A 19136-nucleotide genomic window follows, 5' to 3' on the forward strand; every position below is an offset into this window, starting at 1 on the left:
ATAAATTCAAACGGGTGGAGAGGTTGAGCTCATGACAGATCGAGAGCGTACAAAAGTATCTATCGATGAACAGCCTAATGCCGGTGAATTGTTAAATGCATTAATGGCCTTAAAAAAAGGGGACTTCTCCTATCGCATGGGCTACGATCATACGGGGTTAGCAGGTAAAGTGGCCGATACATTTAACGAGATCATGGATATGCAGGAAAGCTTGGTCCACGAGGTTCAGACCGTCGCCAAGGTGGTGGGTAAAGAAGGGAAACTTAGCCGGAGATTCTCCCATAAGAATACGGGGGGATCATGGGTAACGGTTATTGATTCACTAAATGGACTCGTTATTGATTTAATTCAACCGACTAGCGAGATGGTACGTGTTATCAATGCGGTTGCCAAAGGAGATCTCTCCCAGAATGTAGAGCTTGAGTTCGAAGGTCGGGCTCTGACGGGCGAGTTCCAGAGAACGGCAAGCAATATTAATATGATGGTTAATCAACTCAGTATATTCGCATCCGAGGTTACGCGCGTAGCGCGCGAAGTGGGTACCGATGGTAAGCTGGGAGGTCAGGCGGATGTAAAGGGCGTATCTGGAACTTGGAAGGACCTCACAGATAGCGTTAATAATATGGCGAGCAATCTAACGGACCAAGTTCGCAATATCGCGGCAGTTACGACAGCGGTCGCGAACGGGGATCTCTCTAAACAGATTACCGTTAATGCCAAAGGGGAAATATTAGAGCTCAAAAACACAATAAATACAATGGTGGATCAACTGTCCATGTTCTCCTCCGAGGTTACGCGTGTTGCACGCGAGGTAGGTACGGAAGGGAAGCTAGGTGGACAAGCTGATGTTAAAGACGTATCCGGTACTTGGCGTGACTTGACGGAGAGCGTTAACTATATGGCCTCCAACTTGACGAATCAGGTGCGTAATATAGCGGTCGTAACAACCGCGGTTGCGAATGGAGACCTATCCAAGAAAATTACCGCAGACGTACAAGGGGAGATTCTTGAGCTTAAGAACACGATTAACACAATGGTGGATCAGCTTTCAACGTTCGCTTCCGAGGTTACGAGGATGGCTCGCGAGGTAGGTACGGAAGGCATTCTCGGCGGACAAGCCGAGGTTAGCGGAGTTGCGGGGACATGGCGCGACTTGACGGAAAGTGTTAACTATATGGCTTCCAACCTGACGAATCAGGTACGTAACATCGCGGAGGTTACGACAGCGGTTGCCAAAGGGGATTTATCCAAGACGATTACCGTTGATGCCAAGGGCGAAATATTACAATTAAAAAGCACGATTAATACGATGGTAGACCAGCTAAGTAACTTTGCGTCCGAGGTTACGCGTGTTGCACGCGAGGTTTCAACGGAAGGGATTCTAGGAGGACAAGCTGACGTTAAAGACGTATCCGGAACATGGAAGGACTTAACCGATAGCGTTAATTTCATGGCGGGTACGTTAACTGATCAAGTTCGTAATATTGCCGAAGTTACGACAGCCGTTGCCAAGGGTGATCTATCCAAACAAATCACAGTAAATGCGACAGGAGAGATTCTCGAGCTTAAAAATACGATCAATACGATGGTGGACCAGCTCTCCATGTTCTCCTCCGAGGTTACTAGGGTTGCGCGTGAGGTAGGAACTGAAGGTATGCTAGGAGGACAAGCTCAGGTTAAGGGCGTTGCCGGCACATGGCGCGACTTGACAGAGAGCGTTAACTATATGGCTTCCAACCTGACGAATCAGGTACGTAACATCGCGGTTGTTACAACTGCAGTTGCGAATGGAGACCTGTCGAAGAAAATTACGGCAGACGTTCAAGGAGAAATTCTCGAGCTTAAGAACACCATTAATACGATGGTAGATCAGCTCTCCATGTTCTCCTCCGAGGTAACGAGGGTTGCGCGCGAGGTAGGAACCGAAGGGAAGCTGGGCGGCCAAGCTCAGGTTAGAGGCGTAGGCGGAACGTGGAAAGACTTGACTGAAGGCGTTAATAACATGGCTCGTAATCTAACCGATCAGGTGCGTAATATTGCCGATGTTACCACTGCGGTGGCAAAAGGGGATCTCTCAAAGAAAATCACTGTAGACGTTAAGGGTGAGATTCTCGAGTTGAAGATCACGATGAATACGATGGTGGATCAGCTAAGTAACTTTGCTTCCGAGGTTACACGCGTAGCCAGAGAGGTTGGAACGGAAGGGAAGCTGGGTGCTCAGGCCGATGTTAAGGATGTATCCGGAACGTGGAAAGACTTAACGGATACGGTTAACTACATGGCTAGTAACTTAACGATCCAGATGCGTAACATAGCGGGCGTAACGACAGCGGTAGCAAATGGCGATCTTTCCAAGAAAATTACCGTTGACGTTAAAGGAGAATTGTTCGAGCTCAAGAATACGATCAATACGATGGTGGATCAGCTCAACTCCTTCGCATCCGAGGTTACGCGCGTTGCCCGCGAGGTAGGTACAGACGGTAAGCTAGGCGGTCAAGCGCAAGTAAGAGGCGTTGGCGGTATTTGGAAGGATCTTACGGATAACGTTAACATCATGGCGACCAACCTTACGGATCAGGTCCGCGGAATCGCGAAGGTCGTTACCGCAGTTGCGAACGGTAATCTGAAGCAGAAGCTGACGGTTGAGGCCAAGGGTGAGATTGCAGAGCTTACCGATACCATCAATAACATGATCGAAACATTAGCTACGTTCGCAGATCAAGTAACTACGGTTGCCCGCGAGGTTGGTGCGGAAGGGAAGCTGGGAGGTCAAGCCAGCGTTCCGGGTGCGGCAGGAACATGGCGGGATTTGACCGATAACGTCAACTACATGGCAAGTACACTAACCACTCAGGTACGCGCCATCACGAACGTTGCGACAGCCGTAACGAACGGAGATCTCTCTAGAGCCATTGACGTGGCCGCTGCCGGAGAGGTTGAAACGCTCAAAGACAACATCAATGAGATGATTCTAAACCTCAAGGAAACGACTCGAATCAATACGGAGCAGGATTGGCTCAAGACTAATCTTGCGAAATTCTCTCGCCTGCTGCAAGGTCAGAGAGACCTGTATGCGGTTAGTCGTATGATTCTATCGGAATTAGCACCCCTAGTATCTATGCAGCACGGTGTATTCTATATCAACGAGCCGATCGACGGAGATCAAGTTCTGAAGCTGTTTGCCAGCTACGCTTATCAACAGCGCAAGAATCTGGCTAACGAATTCCGCGCGGGGCAAGGTTTAGTTGGTCAGTGTTTAATTGAGAAGCAACGTATTCTTCTGACTAACGTTCCAGGAGACTATGTCGTCATTTCTTCCGCTCTAGGAGAAGCGATACCTCTGAATATCGTTCTATTGCCGATTATTTTCGAAGATCAGGTGCTAGCGATTCTAGAGCTGGCTTCATTCCGTTCCTATAGCGAGATTGACCTTGCTTTCTTGGATCAATTGACAGAGTCCATTGGTATCGTAATCAATACGATGCAAGCAAATCAGCGGACGGAGGAGCTCCTCATTCAGTCTCAATCGCTGACGGAAGAGCTGCAAAAGCAACAAATGGAGCTTCAGAACACGAATGATGAACTTGAAGATAAAGCGAAGCTTCTCGTTATTCAGAAAGCGGAGGTGGAGAGCAAGAACAACGAGGTTGAGGTTGCGAAACGCTTCTTGGAAGAAAAAGCTGAACAGCTTGCGCTTACTTCTAAGTATAAATCTGAGTTCTTAGCGAATATGTCGCATGAGCTGCGTACACCTCTGAATTCCTTGTTACTCTTGGCTGAACAGCTTGCTGAGAATCCAGACGAGAACTTAAGCAATCACCAAGTGAAATTCGCCAAAACTATTCAGGATTCAGGCTTTGAATTGCTTAACCTCATTAATGATATTTTAGATTTATCCAAGATCGAATCGGGAACGATTACTCCGGATTACAGCGAGTTCTTTCTAATCGAGCTTACGGACGGATTGGATCGGACCTTCCGCCACATGGTCGACGAGAAGAAGCTGGAGTATAGAATCAAGATAGAGCCTGAGGTTCCGGGCAGCATCGTCATGGATTACAAGAGATTACAGCAAATCTTGAAAAACCTGCTTTCGAACGCTTTCAAATTTACGGAGAAAGGACAGATCATGCTCCTCATCCGTAAAGCGACTGAAGGCTGGAGTTCGAACAATGATAGATTAAACCGTGCGAACAGAGTGTTATGCTTCTCTGTTAGCGATACGGGTATCGGTATTCCACAGGAAAAGCAGCAGATCATATTCGAAGCCTTCCAACAGGCGGATGGCAGCACGAATCGTGAATATGGCGGCACGGGCCTAGGTCTTGCTATATCCCGAGAGATTGCCGAGATGCTGGGTGGAGAGATCTCGGTCTATAGCGAAGTGAATAGCGGAAGTGTCTTTAATCTGTATTTACCAGTTGAAGCTGTCTTTCCCGAGAGGGAAAACAAACCTAAGCATGTGCCCGAAGTCATTGATGTAACTCCTCCTAAACGGACGCGCAGCTTAACTAAAGGTACAGATATTGAGGGCAGCGACGACAGGGATCACATCCAGCCGGGAGATCGTGTTTTCCTTGTTATAGAGGATGATCTGAAATTTAACGCAATTATATTGGAGATTTTAAGAAAACGGGGAATTAAAGTCGTCATTACCACCAAAGGAATGGACGCTTTGGAGCTGGTACACAAGTATAATCCGATAGCTATTACGTTAGATTTGCATCTTCAGGATACAGATGGCTGGCTTGTCATCGAGCATTTGAAAAATGATATCAACATTAGGCATATCCCTGTATGTGTCATTACGGTGGATGACGATGAAGTTCACCTATTACAGAAGGGCGTCTACGAATACTTCTGCAAGCCTGTAACAAACGAAGAATTGGAACATGCTTTGGATAAACTCAATCAATTTGCCGATAGAACTGTCCAAACCCTTCTTGTCGCAGTCAAGGATGAACAACGACGGAAGCAGATGGTGGAGCTCCTGGATAATAAGGATCTTGAGATTATCGCAGTGGATACGGGTCGCAAAGCATTAATTCAATTAAATTCCAAAGCGATTGATTGCGTACTCGTGGATAACGATTTAACCGATTTGAACGTCACTCAATTTGTGCGTAATATGCAGAAAAACGTGAATAACAAATATTTGCCAGTTATCATTAATCGAAGTAACAAGATAACGCCGCAGGAGGAGACTGACCTCGATGAGTTACTGAAGTCTGCTGTTATTAAGATCGTGAAGTCACCTGTTCAAGTGATGAATGAAACGACCTTGTTCTTGCACAGAAAAGCCGAGAACCTTCCGGCCGTGTCAAGGGATGCGCTTGTTAAGCTTCATAAATCCGATGATATGATTGAGTATAAGGATGTTCTTATCGTGGATGACGATATTCGAAACATTTTTGCTCTCACAACGATTTTGGAGCGCCATCATATGAAGGTTCATTCATCAGAGAACGGGCATGATGCGATTTCTATCCTCGAGCAGACACCAGATATCCAGATTGTCCTGATGGATATTATGATGCCTGTAATGGATGGGTATGAGACCACGCGAGCTATACGTGAGAAGCCCCAATTCAAAGATCTGCCAATTATTGCGTTAACTGCCAAAGCCATGCAGGGAGATCGTGAATTGTGTCTGGAGGCTGGAGCTTCAGATTACATTACTAAGCCCGTTAACAGCGCACAATTGCTGTCTATGATACGGGATTGGTTAGACAAGTAAGCTTTGAATGAAACAAGCTATAACCAATAAAACACAAAATCCTAGCGATCCCGCTAGGATTTTGTGTTTTAAAATGGACACAGAAAATCAATCATGCGACAATAGTGGTGTTCTTATTATGGTTTACTCCGTCTGCGACGGTTACAGAAAGGATCAGACGGATGAAAGAATTCCGCTTGTATTTCCGGTTCGTGAAGCCCTACCGTTGGCTGGTGGCGATCACCCTATTAATCGGAATGATAAAATTTGCTATACCGCTAGCGATTCCGCTTATACTTCAGTACGCTGTGGATGATATTTTGCTTGCTGAAATTACGAAGGAGGACAAAATTTCACGGCTGATGAACTTAGTCGGGATATCATTTCTTCTATTCGTCGTATTTCGGTATCCAGTTGAGTATTTCCGTCAATATTTCGCGCAGCTTACGACCAGTAAAATTTTATTCGATTTAAGAAATAAATTGTACGGTCATCTACAGCGTTTATCTTTACGCTTCTATCAAGAGCGAAAGTCCGGAGAAATTATCTCCCGTATGATGAACGACGTAGAACAGACGAAGGCGATCGTCGAGACCGGAATGATGAATGTTTGGCTCGATATATTTACCCTAACCATAGCTCTCGCGATCATGTTCCATATGAATGTGACATTGACCATCATCGCTATCTTAATTTTGCCTTTCTATGGGATTGCGGTCGTGAAGCTTTATAGAAGATTAAGATCTTATGCTAGATCCCGATCGGCCGCGCTTGCGGATATGCAAGGTTATTTAACCGAGCATGTGAATGGCATCCCAGTCGTGAAAAGCTTTACCCTCGAAGAATACGAGCAGAAACAATTCGGCATTAAAAATGGTAAATTTCTTGATCGGGCGCTGGCGTTATCACGATGGAACGCGTTGACGAATGCTATCATCAATACCCTCACGGAAATTGCGCCGTTACTCATCCTTTTCGGTGGAGGGTATCTTGTCATTACGGAAGGTCTGACTGTAGGGGGATTCGTGGCCTTCTATGGCTATCTAGATCGGTTGTACACACCTCTTCGCCGACTAGTGAATGCATCAACGGAGCTCACGCAAGCGTCGGCTTCCCTGGAGAGAGTCCTTGAGCTGCTCAACGAGCCAGAGGATGTTAAAGACGACAAAGATGCCAAACCGTTACCTAAGGTAGTGGGGAGGATCGAGTGCCATAGCGTTTCATTCCGCTACAGGGAAGATAACGAATGGGTTCTTCGTTCCATTGATCTCACTATTGAGCCAGGTCAGACCATAGCTTTCGTAGGGATGAGCGGAGGCGGGAAATCCTCCCTCATCAGTCTTCTGCCAAGATTCTATGATATTCAGCAGGGCGAAATCCGAATTGACGGCTTTGACATCTCGAGGGTTACCTTGCATAGCTTACGTTCTCAGGTCGGTATGGTGCTGCAGGACAATATATTATTCAGCGGCAGCGTTAGGGAGAATATTATGCTTGGAAATCCAGATGAGACAGAAGCGAATATGATAGATGCTGCCAAGAGGGCAAACGCGCATGAATTCATTATGAATTTACCGCAGGGTTACGATACGGAGATTGGGGAAAGAGGCGTGAAGCTGTCCGGTGGACAGAAACAAAGGATTGCCATTTCCCGTGTATTCCTTAAAGATCCGGCAATCCTAATTCTGGATGAAGCAACCTCTGCGTTAGATCTCGAATCCGAGCATTTGATTCAGGAATCGTTGCAGGCTTTATCTAATAACCGTACAACACTTGTTGTCGCACATCGACTCTCTACAATAACACATGCGAACCAAATTATCGTGATCGAGCATGGAGAAGTCGTAGAGAGGGGAACCCACGAGCAACTAATGGAGTATAATGGAGCTTATGCCAGGTTGTATAATGTACAAAATTTGTAGGGCTTTATTATAACTTTAGAGACTTCCAGTAATATTATTCATAGTAGGTTAATTCAGTCATCAGGAGGCGCAGCTATGAAGAAAATGGAGTTATCGGCTTTATATTTTTACTCCTTGCACATTCTATTGGCCTTGTCTTTGATCGCACTGACGATAAGCTTAACAGGCAGTAAACTTGTACTCAGCCAGCTTTACCCGTCGGAGATGAAGATTGCTACGATTGCACATCGCGGAGCCTCCGGTTATGCGCCGGAGCATACTCTTGATTCCTATCGAACAGGAATTCGAATGAATGCGGACTACATCGAAATCGATCTCCAGATGACCAAAGACGGCGAATTGATTGCTATGCACGATGAGACGATTAACCGTACAACGAATGGCCGCGGCTTCATCAAAAACTTAACGCTTGCAGAAATTAAATCCTTGGATGCCGGCTCTTGGTTTAATGAACGATATCCTATATATGCAAGAGAAGAATACACGAATGAGCGAGTGCCTACCCTTCGAGAGATCTTCGAGACCTTCGGGGACGGAACGCAATATTTGCTGGAAACCAAATCTCCTGAAGCTAACCCGGGGTTAGAAGAGAAAATGTGGGAGTTAATCGAGGAGTTCAAGTTATCGGATCATGTCGCAGTTCAATCTTTTAGCAAACAAAGTCTTAAGAAAATTCGAGAATGGAGTAAAGAAATGAAGCTATTTCAATTACTCTGGTATGACAGACCTGCCTATATCTCAGATTCTTCTCTAGCGGAAATCAGCAGTTATGCGAACGGAATCGGCGCAAACTTCCTGCAGATTAACGAGAACTATGTTCGGTTGGTGAAAAATGCAGGGCTTCTAATGTATCCCTATACCGTAAACTACCAGGTAAATATGGACAAAGCCATGAAATGGGGAGTAGACGGGATTCATACTAACTACCCAGACCGTTTCAAAGAGGTGATCGAGGAGTTCCAAAATAAATAGCACGGAGGAGAATTGTAATGGCTAATCATAAGAATAAACGGGGTCAGAATGCTCCGCAGGGAGCAATGGATTCAACAGACAAACCTGTTACTTTAAGAGATATGCTTGGAGCGGCAACCGTAGCAAAGCTAAAGGAGCATGCGGAAGCGCTGAAGCAAGAGGAGGTCGATCAGCAGGAGAAGAAACGCTTAGAAGTGGAAGCCGCTCGTATTGCTCAGCAGAAGCTGAATGAGAAGGACTTCGAATATTTATTGAACAATAGTTCAATGGATTGGAAGAAACATAAGTAATGGTTGCAAGCTACTAGCTTTGAGGCCGTTCCTTGGCCTCGAAATTCATGCAATGCTTACCGGATGAAGAGAATACAGTAACACTTGGCATCGTCTGAGACTTGAATCCGAAGGCTCTGCAGCCTTTAGGGAACCTCGTATCCCAAGTTACATAGAAGTGACGGCATTTCATGCAATCTATTCGCTTAGCTTCGGTCATTTCGATCCCTCTTAGTCCGTTTGATAGTTATATTATAACCGAATAAGCCATGCTCCGTTAGGATGAGGATGTATTGGCGAAAGGGGGAAGAAGTATGATCTATCTTATAGCGAAGAAGCTAATAGCCGTTACCCTTTCATTGATTTTACTATTACCAGGTCTCGAAAAGCCTGCAGACGCAATCCAATCCGACAATCAACTTTCGTCAGAAGACGTGACTTATACAAAGCAGCGGAAGCTTCCTAAGGGCTTTGTTTATGTTGATGAAGTGATACCCTCTGCGGAATTTGATATACGCTACTTTAGTGACTATAACTTTATCGGAACAAGAATTGACGGATATGAGGCACCCTTCGCGATCCTATCAAGTGAGGCTGCTAAAGCTTTGAAGGCAGTCAGCGATGAGTTGTCTCCAGAGGGTTTTCGGCTTAAGATATATGATGCCTATCGACCTCAGAAAGCCGTAAACCACTTTATTCGATGGTCCAAGGAAGCTAAGGATGAGAAGATGAAGGATGTTTTTTATCCTGATCTAGAGAAGTCGAAGCTTTTTAAGCTCGGATACCTCGCCTCGAGGTCTGGGCATTCTAGAGGCAGCACCGTTGATTTGACACTTGTGATTATCAAGACGGGCGAAGTGTTGGACATGGGAAGCGATTTTGACTATCTAGGTCCTATATCAAACCATGGTACTAAGTTGATTACTGCTAAACAGACGGCAAACCGCGATCTGCTTAAGAACGCAATGGTGAAGCATGGCTTCAAGCTTTATAGTAAAGAATGGTGGCATTATACTCTTAAGGATGAACCCTTTCCCAAGAAATACTTCGATTTCAGTGTTGAGTAAACGAGAGACAACCGAGAGGATGGCTTTTAATGATCGTAAAAGGAATTCACCACCTATCCGCAATGACAGGAAATGCGCCGGGAAACTTCAAGTTCTACACACAGGTACTTGGTATGCGATTAATCAAAAAAACCGTAAACCAAGACGATACGACTGCTTATCATCTGTTCTATGGAGATGAGCGAGGGAATCCGGGTACAGAGCTTACTTTCTTCGATTTCCCGGGGATAGGAGAAGGGAAAGACGGGGTGAGCAGTATATCAGGTACTTCCCTTAGAGTTGCTACCGATGATGCGCTTCGTTATTGGATTAATCGTTTCACGGAACTTAGCGTTAAGCATTCGCCCATTACGGAATTTGCCGGTCGTAACGTTATTTTCTTCGAGGATCCAGAAGGGCAGAAGCTTGCGCTTGTTTCAGATGAGACGAATAAGGGAGTTGCAGCAGGTATTCCTTGGGACAAAAGCCCTGTTCCTACCGAGTACGGCATTACTGGTTTAGGACCGGTTAAGTTAACCGTGAGAAAGCCTGAATCAACGATTGCCGCACTTCGATTGATCGGCTTCACGGAGAAGAAGCGTGTTCCCGCACTTACCGCTGGACAAGATGAAATTATCGTCATGCAAGTGGGCGAAGGAGGATCAGGCGCTGAGGTGCATGTTGAGCCGCGCAGCGATTTGCCAGCGGCTAGCCAAGGGAAGGGCGGCGTTCATCACGTTGCTTTCCGGGTGGAGAACAAGGAAGAGCTGCTAGCCTGGATCGATACCTTAAATCAGGTTGGCTTACCTAATTCCGGATTTGTAGAAAGATATTATTTCCGCTCTTTGTACTTCCGCGAGCCTAACGGAATCCTGTTCGAGCTTGCTACGGACGGTCCTGGATTCGTTACCGATGAACCCTTCGAGACACTTGGAGAATCACTTGCCCTGCCTCCGTTCTTGGAGAGCAGGCGAGCATCCATTGAAGCCAATCTTAAACCGTTGCAGACGAAGCAGTAGATATAGTTACTCGTGCTTATCGTAATGATCGTCGCTCTGGCGAACAGATCAAGGGGTGGATGATCCACGGTAAAACCGGAAGTGCCTTCACGGCGCTTCCGGTTTTGTATGTATAGCAATAATCCTGAACCTTCAAGCAGGACTTTGGAAGTAACTTGTTTAATTAGTATAAGATCAACTTAGAAAGAGCTTGGAGGAATAACTAAATTGTCCATCAAGGCAAAGCTGGCACTTCTCATATCATTCATTGTTACGATCATATTATCGTTAAACATTTCCATCTTTTATTACACCACCAAAAATGAGCTGCAAGTAAGCGCAGAGAAGCAAATGGTGACCATTGCCAAGCAGATCGGGACTAGCTTGGATGCTGCCGAGAAATCTAAGAAGTTCATGGAGGACACTCTTGGAGAGAAGCTTCGTTCAGTTGCTATCGCGGCCCAAAGTGAGCTTGATCCCCGCATCGATCATGTTCGGAATGAGGAGCTCGCCGCGCTCAGCCTCAAGCTTGGTGTCGACGATATAACGTTATGGAAGAGAACGCATAACGATATCATTGCTCTTAAATCCTCTGATCCCAATGAGTTAAACCAGAGCTCGAAAACATGGGACTATTGGTACACTGCTTTTAATCAATTATTCGATTTGCAGGAGGTTACGATTCCTCAAGGCCAGAAGCTGCTGAACTACTGGTCAGGACCGTTTCAATTCGCCACATCGGACCCCAATAGCATTAAGAAGTGGGGTAATTACTATGACGGTAAGACGGATTACATGATTAACCCCTACATTGACGCTCAGGAGTTCTTAGATTTCGAGAACCAGATTGGTACTAATGCACTCATTAATTATCTCATGCAGGATAATCCGGATATTCTCGAGATTACAGGATTTAACCCTGAATTTTTCGGAGAACCGGTGTTTCTTAAACTTAAGAAGGGACAGCTTGTCCACAATTTGGACGTGCGAGCAATCGAATTCGGTCAGTACACTTACAAGGATATGGGCAAAGATGTCAAATATGTTAAGGAAACAGCCCAATTTGGGACCCTATTCACCACGACAGGATACTTGAACGGTAAATCCGTTATTAGAAGCTTTGTCCCCTTGAAGGAAGGCTCTAAATTTGTGATTGGCGTCAGCTTCGATCGAAGTGCGATTGATCAAATCCTGAAGCATCAGCTGTTCATTCACTCCACGATTTCCATTAGTCTAATCCTATTAGCTTGGATCGCCAGCTATTTCATCGCAGGGGTTCTAATCAAACCCCTTCGTCATATTCTGGAAAACATTAACGAGATGTCCGAAGGAAGATTTGGCCGACAGCTTGTGATCCAAAGCCATGATGAGCTTGGACTTCTCTCATCCCGGGTGAATACAATGGCGGATAACCTTCAGACGTATATGGGTAAGCTCCAAGCTTCGGCGGAAGAACTCAGGATTACGAAGGAATACCTGGAATCGTTCGTCAACCATACCTCGGACGCGATCCATGTAACCGATCTTCAGGGCAACATAACGCAAGTCAATAAAGCGTTCGAGAACATGTACGGTTTGAACGAGGCAGAGGTACTGCATGAGAAGAATCATCATATTCCCAAGGAGCTGCGCAAGGAATACACGGATATCCTAGAACGTATACTGTCGGGTGAATCCGTTGCTGACTATGAAACAACTCGTTCCATGAAAAATGGGAAATCTATAGATGTAAGTATCACAGTGTCACCAATTCGGAATCAAAGAGAAGAGATCGTCGCAGTCGCCGAGATTTCCCGGAATATCACTGCCCGTAAACAAACGGAGGAGATTATCCGACGTTCAGAGAAGCTATCCGTTGTCGGACAGCTGGCAGCAGGTGTTGCCCATGAGATTCGGAATCCACTTACAACACTTAAAGGATTCATGCAATTGCTAAAAGAAAAGGCATCGCTCCCTGACTACCATCTAGATATCATGTTGTCCGAGCTCGACAGAATTAATTTTATCGTGAGTGAGTTCCTTGTCTTAGCCAAACCACAAGTCACACGTTATCAACCCGTTAATATTCCAGGTATTATAAAGGATATGATTATGCTTTTAGACCTCCAAGCCAGCATGAGTAATGTAAATTTCGAGCTGCAAGCTCCAGAGGTTATCCCTGCCGTTGTATGTGAGGCTAACCAAATGAAGCAGGTGTTCGTCAATGTCTTGAAAAACAGTATAGAAGCCATGCCGGATGGCGGAACCGTTACAATAAACCTGCAGTATAACGAAAAAAAATGCGTAGTCATTATACAAATCCAAGACCAAGGAGTTGGAATTTCTGAAGAAGACCTCCCAAGGATCGGGGAACCCTTTTTCTCGAACAAGCAATCAGGAAATGGGCTGGGCCTTATGGTCAGCCAGAGGATTATCGCTAATCACAAAGGAACGATGGAAATATTCAGCACGCTTGGACAAGGAACTTGTGTAAGGGTACAGCTTTCAGCTCTAGCAGTTTAGTAAATAAGAGAAAACAGATTACAGAATCTCTGTAGTCTGTTTTTTTGTTTTTTTGTAACTCCTTGGGAATATAGAAGCTTCACTTCATGAAGCAGACTGTCAGATAAGAGGCGGGTATGTCGAAATTGTTTAGGCCAAAAGAAGTGTTTTTATGTTGACGGAATGCGACAAGGCTGAAGTCTGTATCGTCATGAAATCTGACATATCAAGAGCTTTAGCATCTTTGTTTTTAGACACTTAATGGTATCAATGAGTAATCGACAAAAAAACAACTCATACTTACAGAGAGTTTGACAAGCTTTGCAGCTAATCCTATGTACAATCTAACCTATATCAAAGAGCGCTGCCATAACGACACTAAGAGAGAGAGGTGTAGTCATGCGTAGGAAATATAACAAGCAATTGTGCATTTATGTATTGATCGTGGCCTTGTTTATTACTTTTGGGACCTCTTTTCAGAAAACGAATACACCTGTGGCCGAAGCAGCACCCTATCCATCGGATACACTTGATTTTCTAGATCAAACCATGAGCTTGCCACGATCACCCGTACTCCACGCTTTTACTGATGGACAAGCTCCAATCGTCTTTGAGACAGCCCAGCTAGTGAAGGTTAATGCGGAAGTACATAATGCATCGTATAAACCTATTAAAGTAGTAAGCCAGGAAAAAGAAAAATCGAATACATACGAAGTGACAGCCCATTTACTTAATGTACGCGCTAATCCGAGTAGGAAATCCGATATTATTAATGTCATTAAAGAAGGTGATTTACTCGAAGTCCTGCAATCTACCGATAATGGCTGGCTTAAGATCAAGAACGGTGGATATGTCCATGGCGGTTACGCCAAGAAGGTACATCATCCAATTCCAGCAAGAGAAGAGAAGTATTCGAATCCCATTCCAACCTCTACTAAAGAACCCGGGAAACCAACCACTAAAGTAAAGTCAGAATCCGGACTTACGGAAAATCATATTTCAACGATCTTTAAGGGAACTGCGCTTGAAGACGAGGGGCTGGAGGAAGTGATTCTAGAAATTGAGCAGGAATACGGGATTAACGCCTATTTTACAATTGCAGTTCTTAAGCTTGAAAGCGGAAATGGCAAAAGTCGATTAGCCAAAAATAAAAATAATCTATTTGGTTTAAATGCAATCGACGGGGATGCGCACAACAAAGCCTTTAGCTTTAAGACAAAGGGAGACAGCGTCCGGAAGTTCGGACAGCTTATCTCAAAGAATTATGTTGCTAAAGGCTATACGACGATAGAAAAGGTTGCTAGCAAGTATTGTCCTGCCAATGATGATTGGTCAAGCCTCGTGTCTTCGATAATGAAGGGTGATTATAAGAAGCTGTAACCATTCCAGCCAAAGCGGTTAAACGCTATTGGAGGGAGCGGTCACTGGTTATGATTTTTTCTGCACGAGAATAGTCAAGCTGATTAAAGTGACAAATATCGTAGCGCCCATATCCGATAGAATGGCGACCCATAATGTTAGCCAGCCGGGAATCGTTAGAAGTAACGCAAGCAATTTCAGCCCCATCGAGACAGCGATGTTAAAGCGAATAATCCGATTCACCTTGCGCGCGATCTTGATAGCTGATGGGAGTTTGCCCAAGTGATCCTGCATGAGAACGATATCAGCAGTTTCAATTGCGCTATCTGTTCCTTTACCCATCGCTATCCCTAGCTGCGCGGAGGCAAGTGCCGGCGTATCGTTAATTCCGTCTCCGATCATACCAACGATGCCTTTCTCGGCAAGCTCTTTCACTTTGGCGACTTTATCCTCTGGCAACAGATTTCCATAGTAATCCTTAACACCAATTGCTTTGGCGATCTTCTCGACTGTTTTCTGGTGATCTCCCGATAACATAACTGTACGGCGAATGCCGTTTCTGTGCAGCTCTGCGATAACGGCCTTGCTTTCTTCACGGAGCTCATCAGCGATCCCGAACATCCCGAGTATTTTGGTTTGGTCGGCGACCAGTACAAGTGTTAAACCTTCATCCTTCAAACGATTGATGGATAAGAGTACGTCCTCCTGAATAATGAGATGCTCTATACTCTTCTCGTTGCCTAACCAATATTTCTCCCCTTGATATCTAGCGTGGATGCCCCTTCCTGGCACCGCTTGGATGTCCTCCGCAGTTTTAGGATTAATCCCTAGACGTTTAATCTCTTTCATAACCGCTTTGCCTATTGGGTGTGATGAGGATTTCTCGATAGCTCCGGCAACTTCATAGAAAAGCGGTTCTTCGTATACCACAGTGTCCTCCACATAAGGCTCTCCCTTGGTTAACGTTCCTGTTTTATCAAAAGCGATGGTATCCAGCTTTCCAAGCTGTTCAAGGAAGAGGCCGCCCTTGATAAGAATCCCATTCCGCGCATTGCGCGTAATACCGGCTATGATCGCAATAGGAGAGGAAAGAATTAATGAACAGGGACAGCCGACGATAAGCACCGCAAGGCCTTGATAAAGCCAGGATTTCCAATCCCCTCCAAACAGAAGAGGGGGGAGAATGATGATGAATAGGGCAGCTGCTATAATGAATGGCGTATAATACCTGGCGAATTTGTTGATAAAAAGCTCTGTAGGGGTACGGGTAGCCTGTGCTTCTGAAACGAGATGAAGAATTCGTGCTAAGGAAGAATCTTTATACGCTTTTTCTATTCGAATTTGCAGCACGCCTTCATTATTCAAGCTCCCGCCATATACATGATTACCTGCCGTTTTCTCGACAGGGAGAGATTCTCCCGTAATGGCAGCTTCGTTTACGGAGCTATTACCGCTGAGAATGAGGCCATCGGAAGGGATTTTCTCACCTGGCTTGACGATCACTGTGTCTAATACCCGTAAACTTGCTATGGGTACTATGGTTTCTATTCCGTTAACTAAGGTTGTCGCTTCTTTCGGTGCCGCTTTTAACAGAGATTCCATAGAGCGCTTTGCCTTCTCCATTCCAATCCCTTCAAGGAGCTCGTTCAAGCCGAATAGTATAGCAACCAAGGTTGCTTCTTTCCATTCACCAATCGATATTGCACCAATCAGAGCAATAGTCATCAACGTATCGATATTGAATCGCAGCTTTAATAAATTACGCATTCCGCGAAGGAAGGTAGAGTAACCGCTTAATGCTGAAGCTATAAGGTAAAGAGCAACAACAACCCAGCCAATTACCCCACCTTCCATAAGCAGCGCAATCAAATACAGGAGTGTCGAAGTAATAAGAATAGCTATCATCCGTTTACTCCCATGATTATGGGTGTGGGATTGACCGGCATGATCTTGGTGCTCATCACAGCACGCATAGCTGCTCTGTTTATTTTTATCATTCATGAGCTCACCCTCTTCATCATATGAATACTTGCTCATATATTATTCTAAGCGCTAAAGTTTGTCAACGATTGTTGCTCAACCGTTCATGTGTTATTTTTATTACAACATAGCTCGAAGGGTGATGAAGGATGACAGAACAAGCAACCGAAACATGCGATGACTTGTGTGCAGGATCTGAGACGGATTTAACCTCAGTCAAACAACGGATGGTGGACGAATCATCTGCATCTGAGTTAGCTGAACTCTTCAAGGCCTTAAGCGATCCGACAAGAGTAAAGCTGATTAGCGCCTTGCTGCAGCAAGAATTATGCGTACATGATTTGTCTGTCGTTCTTGGCATGGGTCAATCGGCCGTGTCCCATCAATTGAGATACTTGCGAAACATGAGAATTGTCAAACGCCGCAAGGTTGGCAAAACCGTATATTACTCCTTAGATGATTCCCATATCGAAGAGATATTTCTCCTCACCTTGCAGCATCTTAAGCATAAGTAGCCAACCGAATATTAGTGATAAACTAGAAACCGCGCTGGGCGCGGTTTTTTTGTGTTTTCGTATCTTAAAACGACAAATAAAACTTTTATACGCTCCTACCGTTTGACATGTTTTTCGACGACTAATCTGTACAATCTATTTATCCTTAACTTGGAGGAAATAGATCTCTATGCTTCATAGAAGAAATATTGTTATTTTAACCCTCGCCATCTTCTGTTTTTTGTATAATGGGAACGCTCTGGCTGACAGCCGAATTACTTATAAATGGAACAAATTGCCTTTGCAGACCATGTCTTTTCCTCAAGTTTATAGCGAAGTCGAAGGAATTTTGACGTTTCGTGGATCAAGTGATCGCAGCGCACCTTCGTTCGGGAATGTAGATATGATACGATATAGGCCGAAGGTTATTTGGGAGAAGACGACTATGAAAAGCTCATGGGGAGGCGGAGCAGGCTGGACAGGGCAGCCTGCCATTGTCAAATGGGACCCGCAAGTACTCCGCACGATGAATGTGAAGGGTAAGTTTCTTGAAAAGCCTAATTTCACGGAAGTCATATACGCCTCTCTTGATGGCCATGTTTATTTTCTTGATTTGGAGACGGGTGAAGAAACTCGGAATCCAATTCGGGTTGGCAATCCCCTTAAAGGAAGCGTATCGATAGATTCTCGAGGGTATCCCTTATTGTATGTCGGAGAGGGTATACCTGAGGATGGAACAATAGGATTCAACCTTTACAGCTTAACGAATCAGAAGAGGCTCTTCCGGATGGAAGGCATTGACCCGTTCGCACACCGGAAGTGGGGTGCCTTCGATGGTTCAGCGTTATTCAACAGGCAGGAAGATTCGCTGCTGGTGGGCGGTGAGAACGGAATGCTTTATCAGATCAAACTGAACACGAATTATAAACCAGAGTCAAAAACCATTTCAATAAACCCTGTCGTTAACAAATATCGATATAACATCAAGAATAACCCCTATCAAGGGATAGAGAATTCCGTGGCTGTAAATGGTGATCTAGCTTACTTTGCCGACAACGGAGGGAGCTTGCAGGCTTTGAACTTAAAGACACATAAACCAGAGTGGTCTCTCTCTTCAACAGATGATACGGATGCTACGATTGTTATTGAAGATGAGGGCGGAACCCCATTCCTGTATACGGGTACTGAGGTCGACAAGCAAGGCACCATAGGTGATTCGATCATTCGGAAGATCAATGGCTTAACGGGAAAGGTCGTATGGCAGAAGGAATATCCATGCTTCTCCTTGCTTGGCGATCATCCCGTCAATGGGGGACTATTAGCAACGCCGGTCCTTGGGAAGAAAGAAATCGTTAATCTTGTTATCTTCACAATAGCTCGCTATGACACCTTAAACGGCGGACTAATGGTAGCACTCGATAAAAGCACTGGCAAGGAAATATGGAAGCTGCCAATGAAAAGCTACAGTTGGTCATCACCAGTAGATGTTTACGACAATAAAGGGATTGCATATATTGTACAAGCGGATTCAGTTGGGAATATCTTTGTTATTAATGCTCTTGACGGCAAAATAAAAGGAAAAATAAATATCGGCTCGAATATTGAAGCTTCGCCTGCTATTTTTAACGATTATGTTGTCTTGGCTACTCGTGAAGGTAAATTCTATGGCTTGAAGTTGGAGTAAACTCTTGACTATTCATACCACTCTGTGTAATATAAAAAATTGTGAATTGAACAACAGAATATCAATCGTATAACCTCACGGCTCGAATGAACAAGCAGGGTGAGGGTATCTACAGGAAGCCGTTACTTCCTAACTACGAATATCGGATCATTTTTGAGATGGTTCTGTATTTGCAGTTAGGAAGTTTTTTGTTGTTTTATAGCTAGGAGAAATGA

Annotated in this window: 12 protein-coding genes and 1 riboswitch; of the genes, 10 read left to right on the plus strand and 2 right to left on the minus strand. The window is 44.8% G+C overall.

The features are described from left to right. Positions 1-31 precede the first annotated feature (31 nt). The 4 genes from ACESLK_RS18340 (at position 32) to ACESLK_RS18355 (ending at position 8900) form a co-directional block, all read left to right on the plus strand. A complete protein-coding gene (locus tag ACESLK_RS18340) occupies positions 32-5737 on the plus strand; it encodes a HAMP domain-containing protein (RefSeq protein ID WP_373231147.1) in 5706 nt (1901 codons plus the stop codon). A 161-nt stretch (positions 5738-5898) separates the two neighbouring features. Next, complete coding sequence (locus ACESLK_RS18345; RefSeq protein WP_373231148.1) at positions 5899-7638, plus strand: ABC transporter ATP-binding protein; 1740 nt, start codon at positions 5899-5901, stop codon at positions 7636-7638. A 75-nt stretch (positions 7639-7713) separates the two neighbouring features. Then, complete coding sequence (locus ACESLK_RS18350; protein ID WP_373231149.1) at positions 7714-8610, plus strand: glycerophosphodiester phosphodiesterase; 897 nt, start codon at positions 7714-7716, stop codon at positions 8608-8610. Positions 8611-8627: 17 nt separating this feature from the next. After that, a complete protein-coding gene (locus ACESLK_RS18355; protein ID WP_373231150.1) occupies positions 8628-8900 on the plus strand; it encodes a YqkE family protein in 273 nt (90 codons plus the stop codon). A gap of 13 nt (positions 8901-8913) precedes the next feature. Here the strand turns inward: ACESLK_RS18355 and ACESLK_RS18360 are convergent, their stop codons facing one another. After that, positions 8914-9099, minus strand: a complete 186-nt coding sequence (locus ACESLK_RS18360; RefSeq protein ID WP_373231151.1) for a uracil-DNA glycosylase — start codon at positions 9097-9099, stop codon at positions 8914-8916. Positions 9100-9193: 94 nt separating this feature from the next. Between ACESLK_RS18360 and ACESLK_RS18365 the strand changes: the two genes are divergently transcribed. From ACESLK_RS18365 to ACESLK_RS18380, 4 genes are all read left to right on the plus strand, one after another. After that, complete coding sequence (locus tag ACESLK_RS18365) at positions 9194-9946, plus strand: M15 family metallopeptidase (protein WP_373231152.1); 753 nt, start codon at positions 9194-9196, stop codon at positions 9944-9946. A 29-nt stretch (positions 9947-9975) separates the two neighbouring features. After that, positions 9976-10944, plus strand: coding sequence for a ring-cleaving dioxygenase (locus ACESLK_RS18370; protein ID WP_373231153.1), 969 nt, complete (start codon positions 9976-9978; stop codon positions 10942-10944). Between the two features lie 207 nt (positions 10945-11151). Continuing rightward, positions 11152-13425: an ATP-binding protein gene (locus ACESLK_RS18375; protein ID WP_373231154.1), complete on the plus strand. Its 2274-nt coding sequence runs from the start codon at positions 11152-11154 to the stop codon at positions 13423-13425. 378 nt (positions 13426-13803) lie between these two features. Next, positions 13804-14784, plus strand: a complete 981-nt coding sequence (locus ACESLK_RS18380) for a glucosaminidase domain-containing protein (protein WP_373231155.1) — start codon at positions 13804-13806, stop codon at positions 14782-14784. 48 nt (positions 14785-14832) lie between these two features. Here the strand turns inward: ACESLK_RS18380 and ACESLK_RS18385 are convergent, their stop codons facing one another. Next, positions 14833-16764 (minus strand): heavy metal translocating P-type ATPase, encoded by a 1932-nt coding sequence (locus tag ACESLK_RS18385; protein ID WP_373231156.1) that lies wholly within the window; start codon positions 16762-16764, stop codon positions 14833-14835. Positions 16765-16892: 128 nt separating this feature from the next. On the opposite strand from ACESLK_RS18385, the gene ACESLK_RS18390 reads away from it, so the two are divergent. Then, positions 16893-17258: an ArsR/SmtB family transcription factor gene (locus ACESLK_RS18390; RefSeq protein WP_373231157.1), complete on the plus strand. Its 366-nt coding sequence runs from the start codon at positions 16893-16895 to the stop codon at positions 17256-17258. Positions 17259-17682: 424 nt separating this feature from the next. Then, the gene (locus ACESLK_RS18395) at positions 17683-18921 is read left to right on the plus strand and encodes an outer membrane protein assembly factor BamB family protein (protein WP_373231158.1); all 1239 of its coding nucleotides are present in this window, start codon (positions 17683-17685) and stop codon (positions 18919-18921) included. Positions 18922-18966: 45 nt separating this feature from the next. After that, positions 18967-19077, plus strand: a riboswitch (purine riboswitch). The last annotated feature ends 59 nt before the right edge of the window (positions 19078-19136 follow it).

The sequence above is a fragment of the Cohnella sp. genome (genome assembly GCF_041640265.1).
GTDB lineage: Bacteria > Bacillota > Bacilli > Paenibacillales > Paenibacillaceae > Cohnella.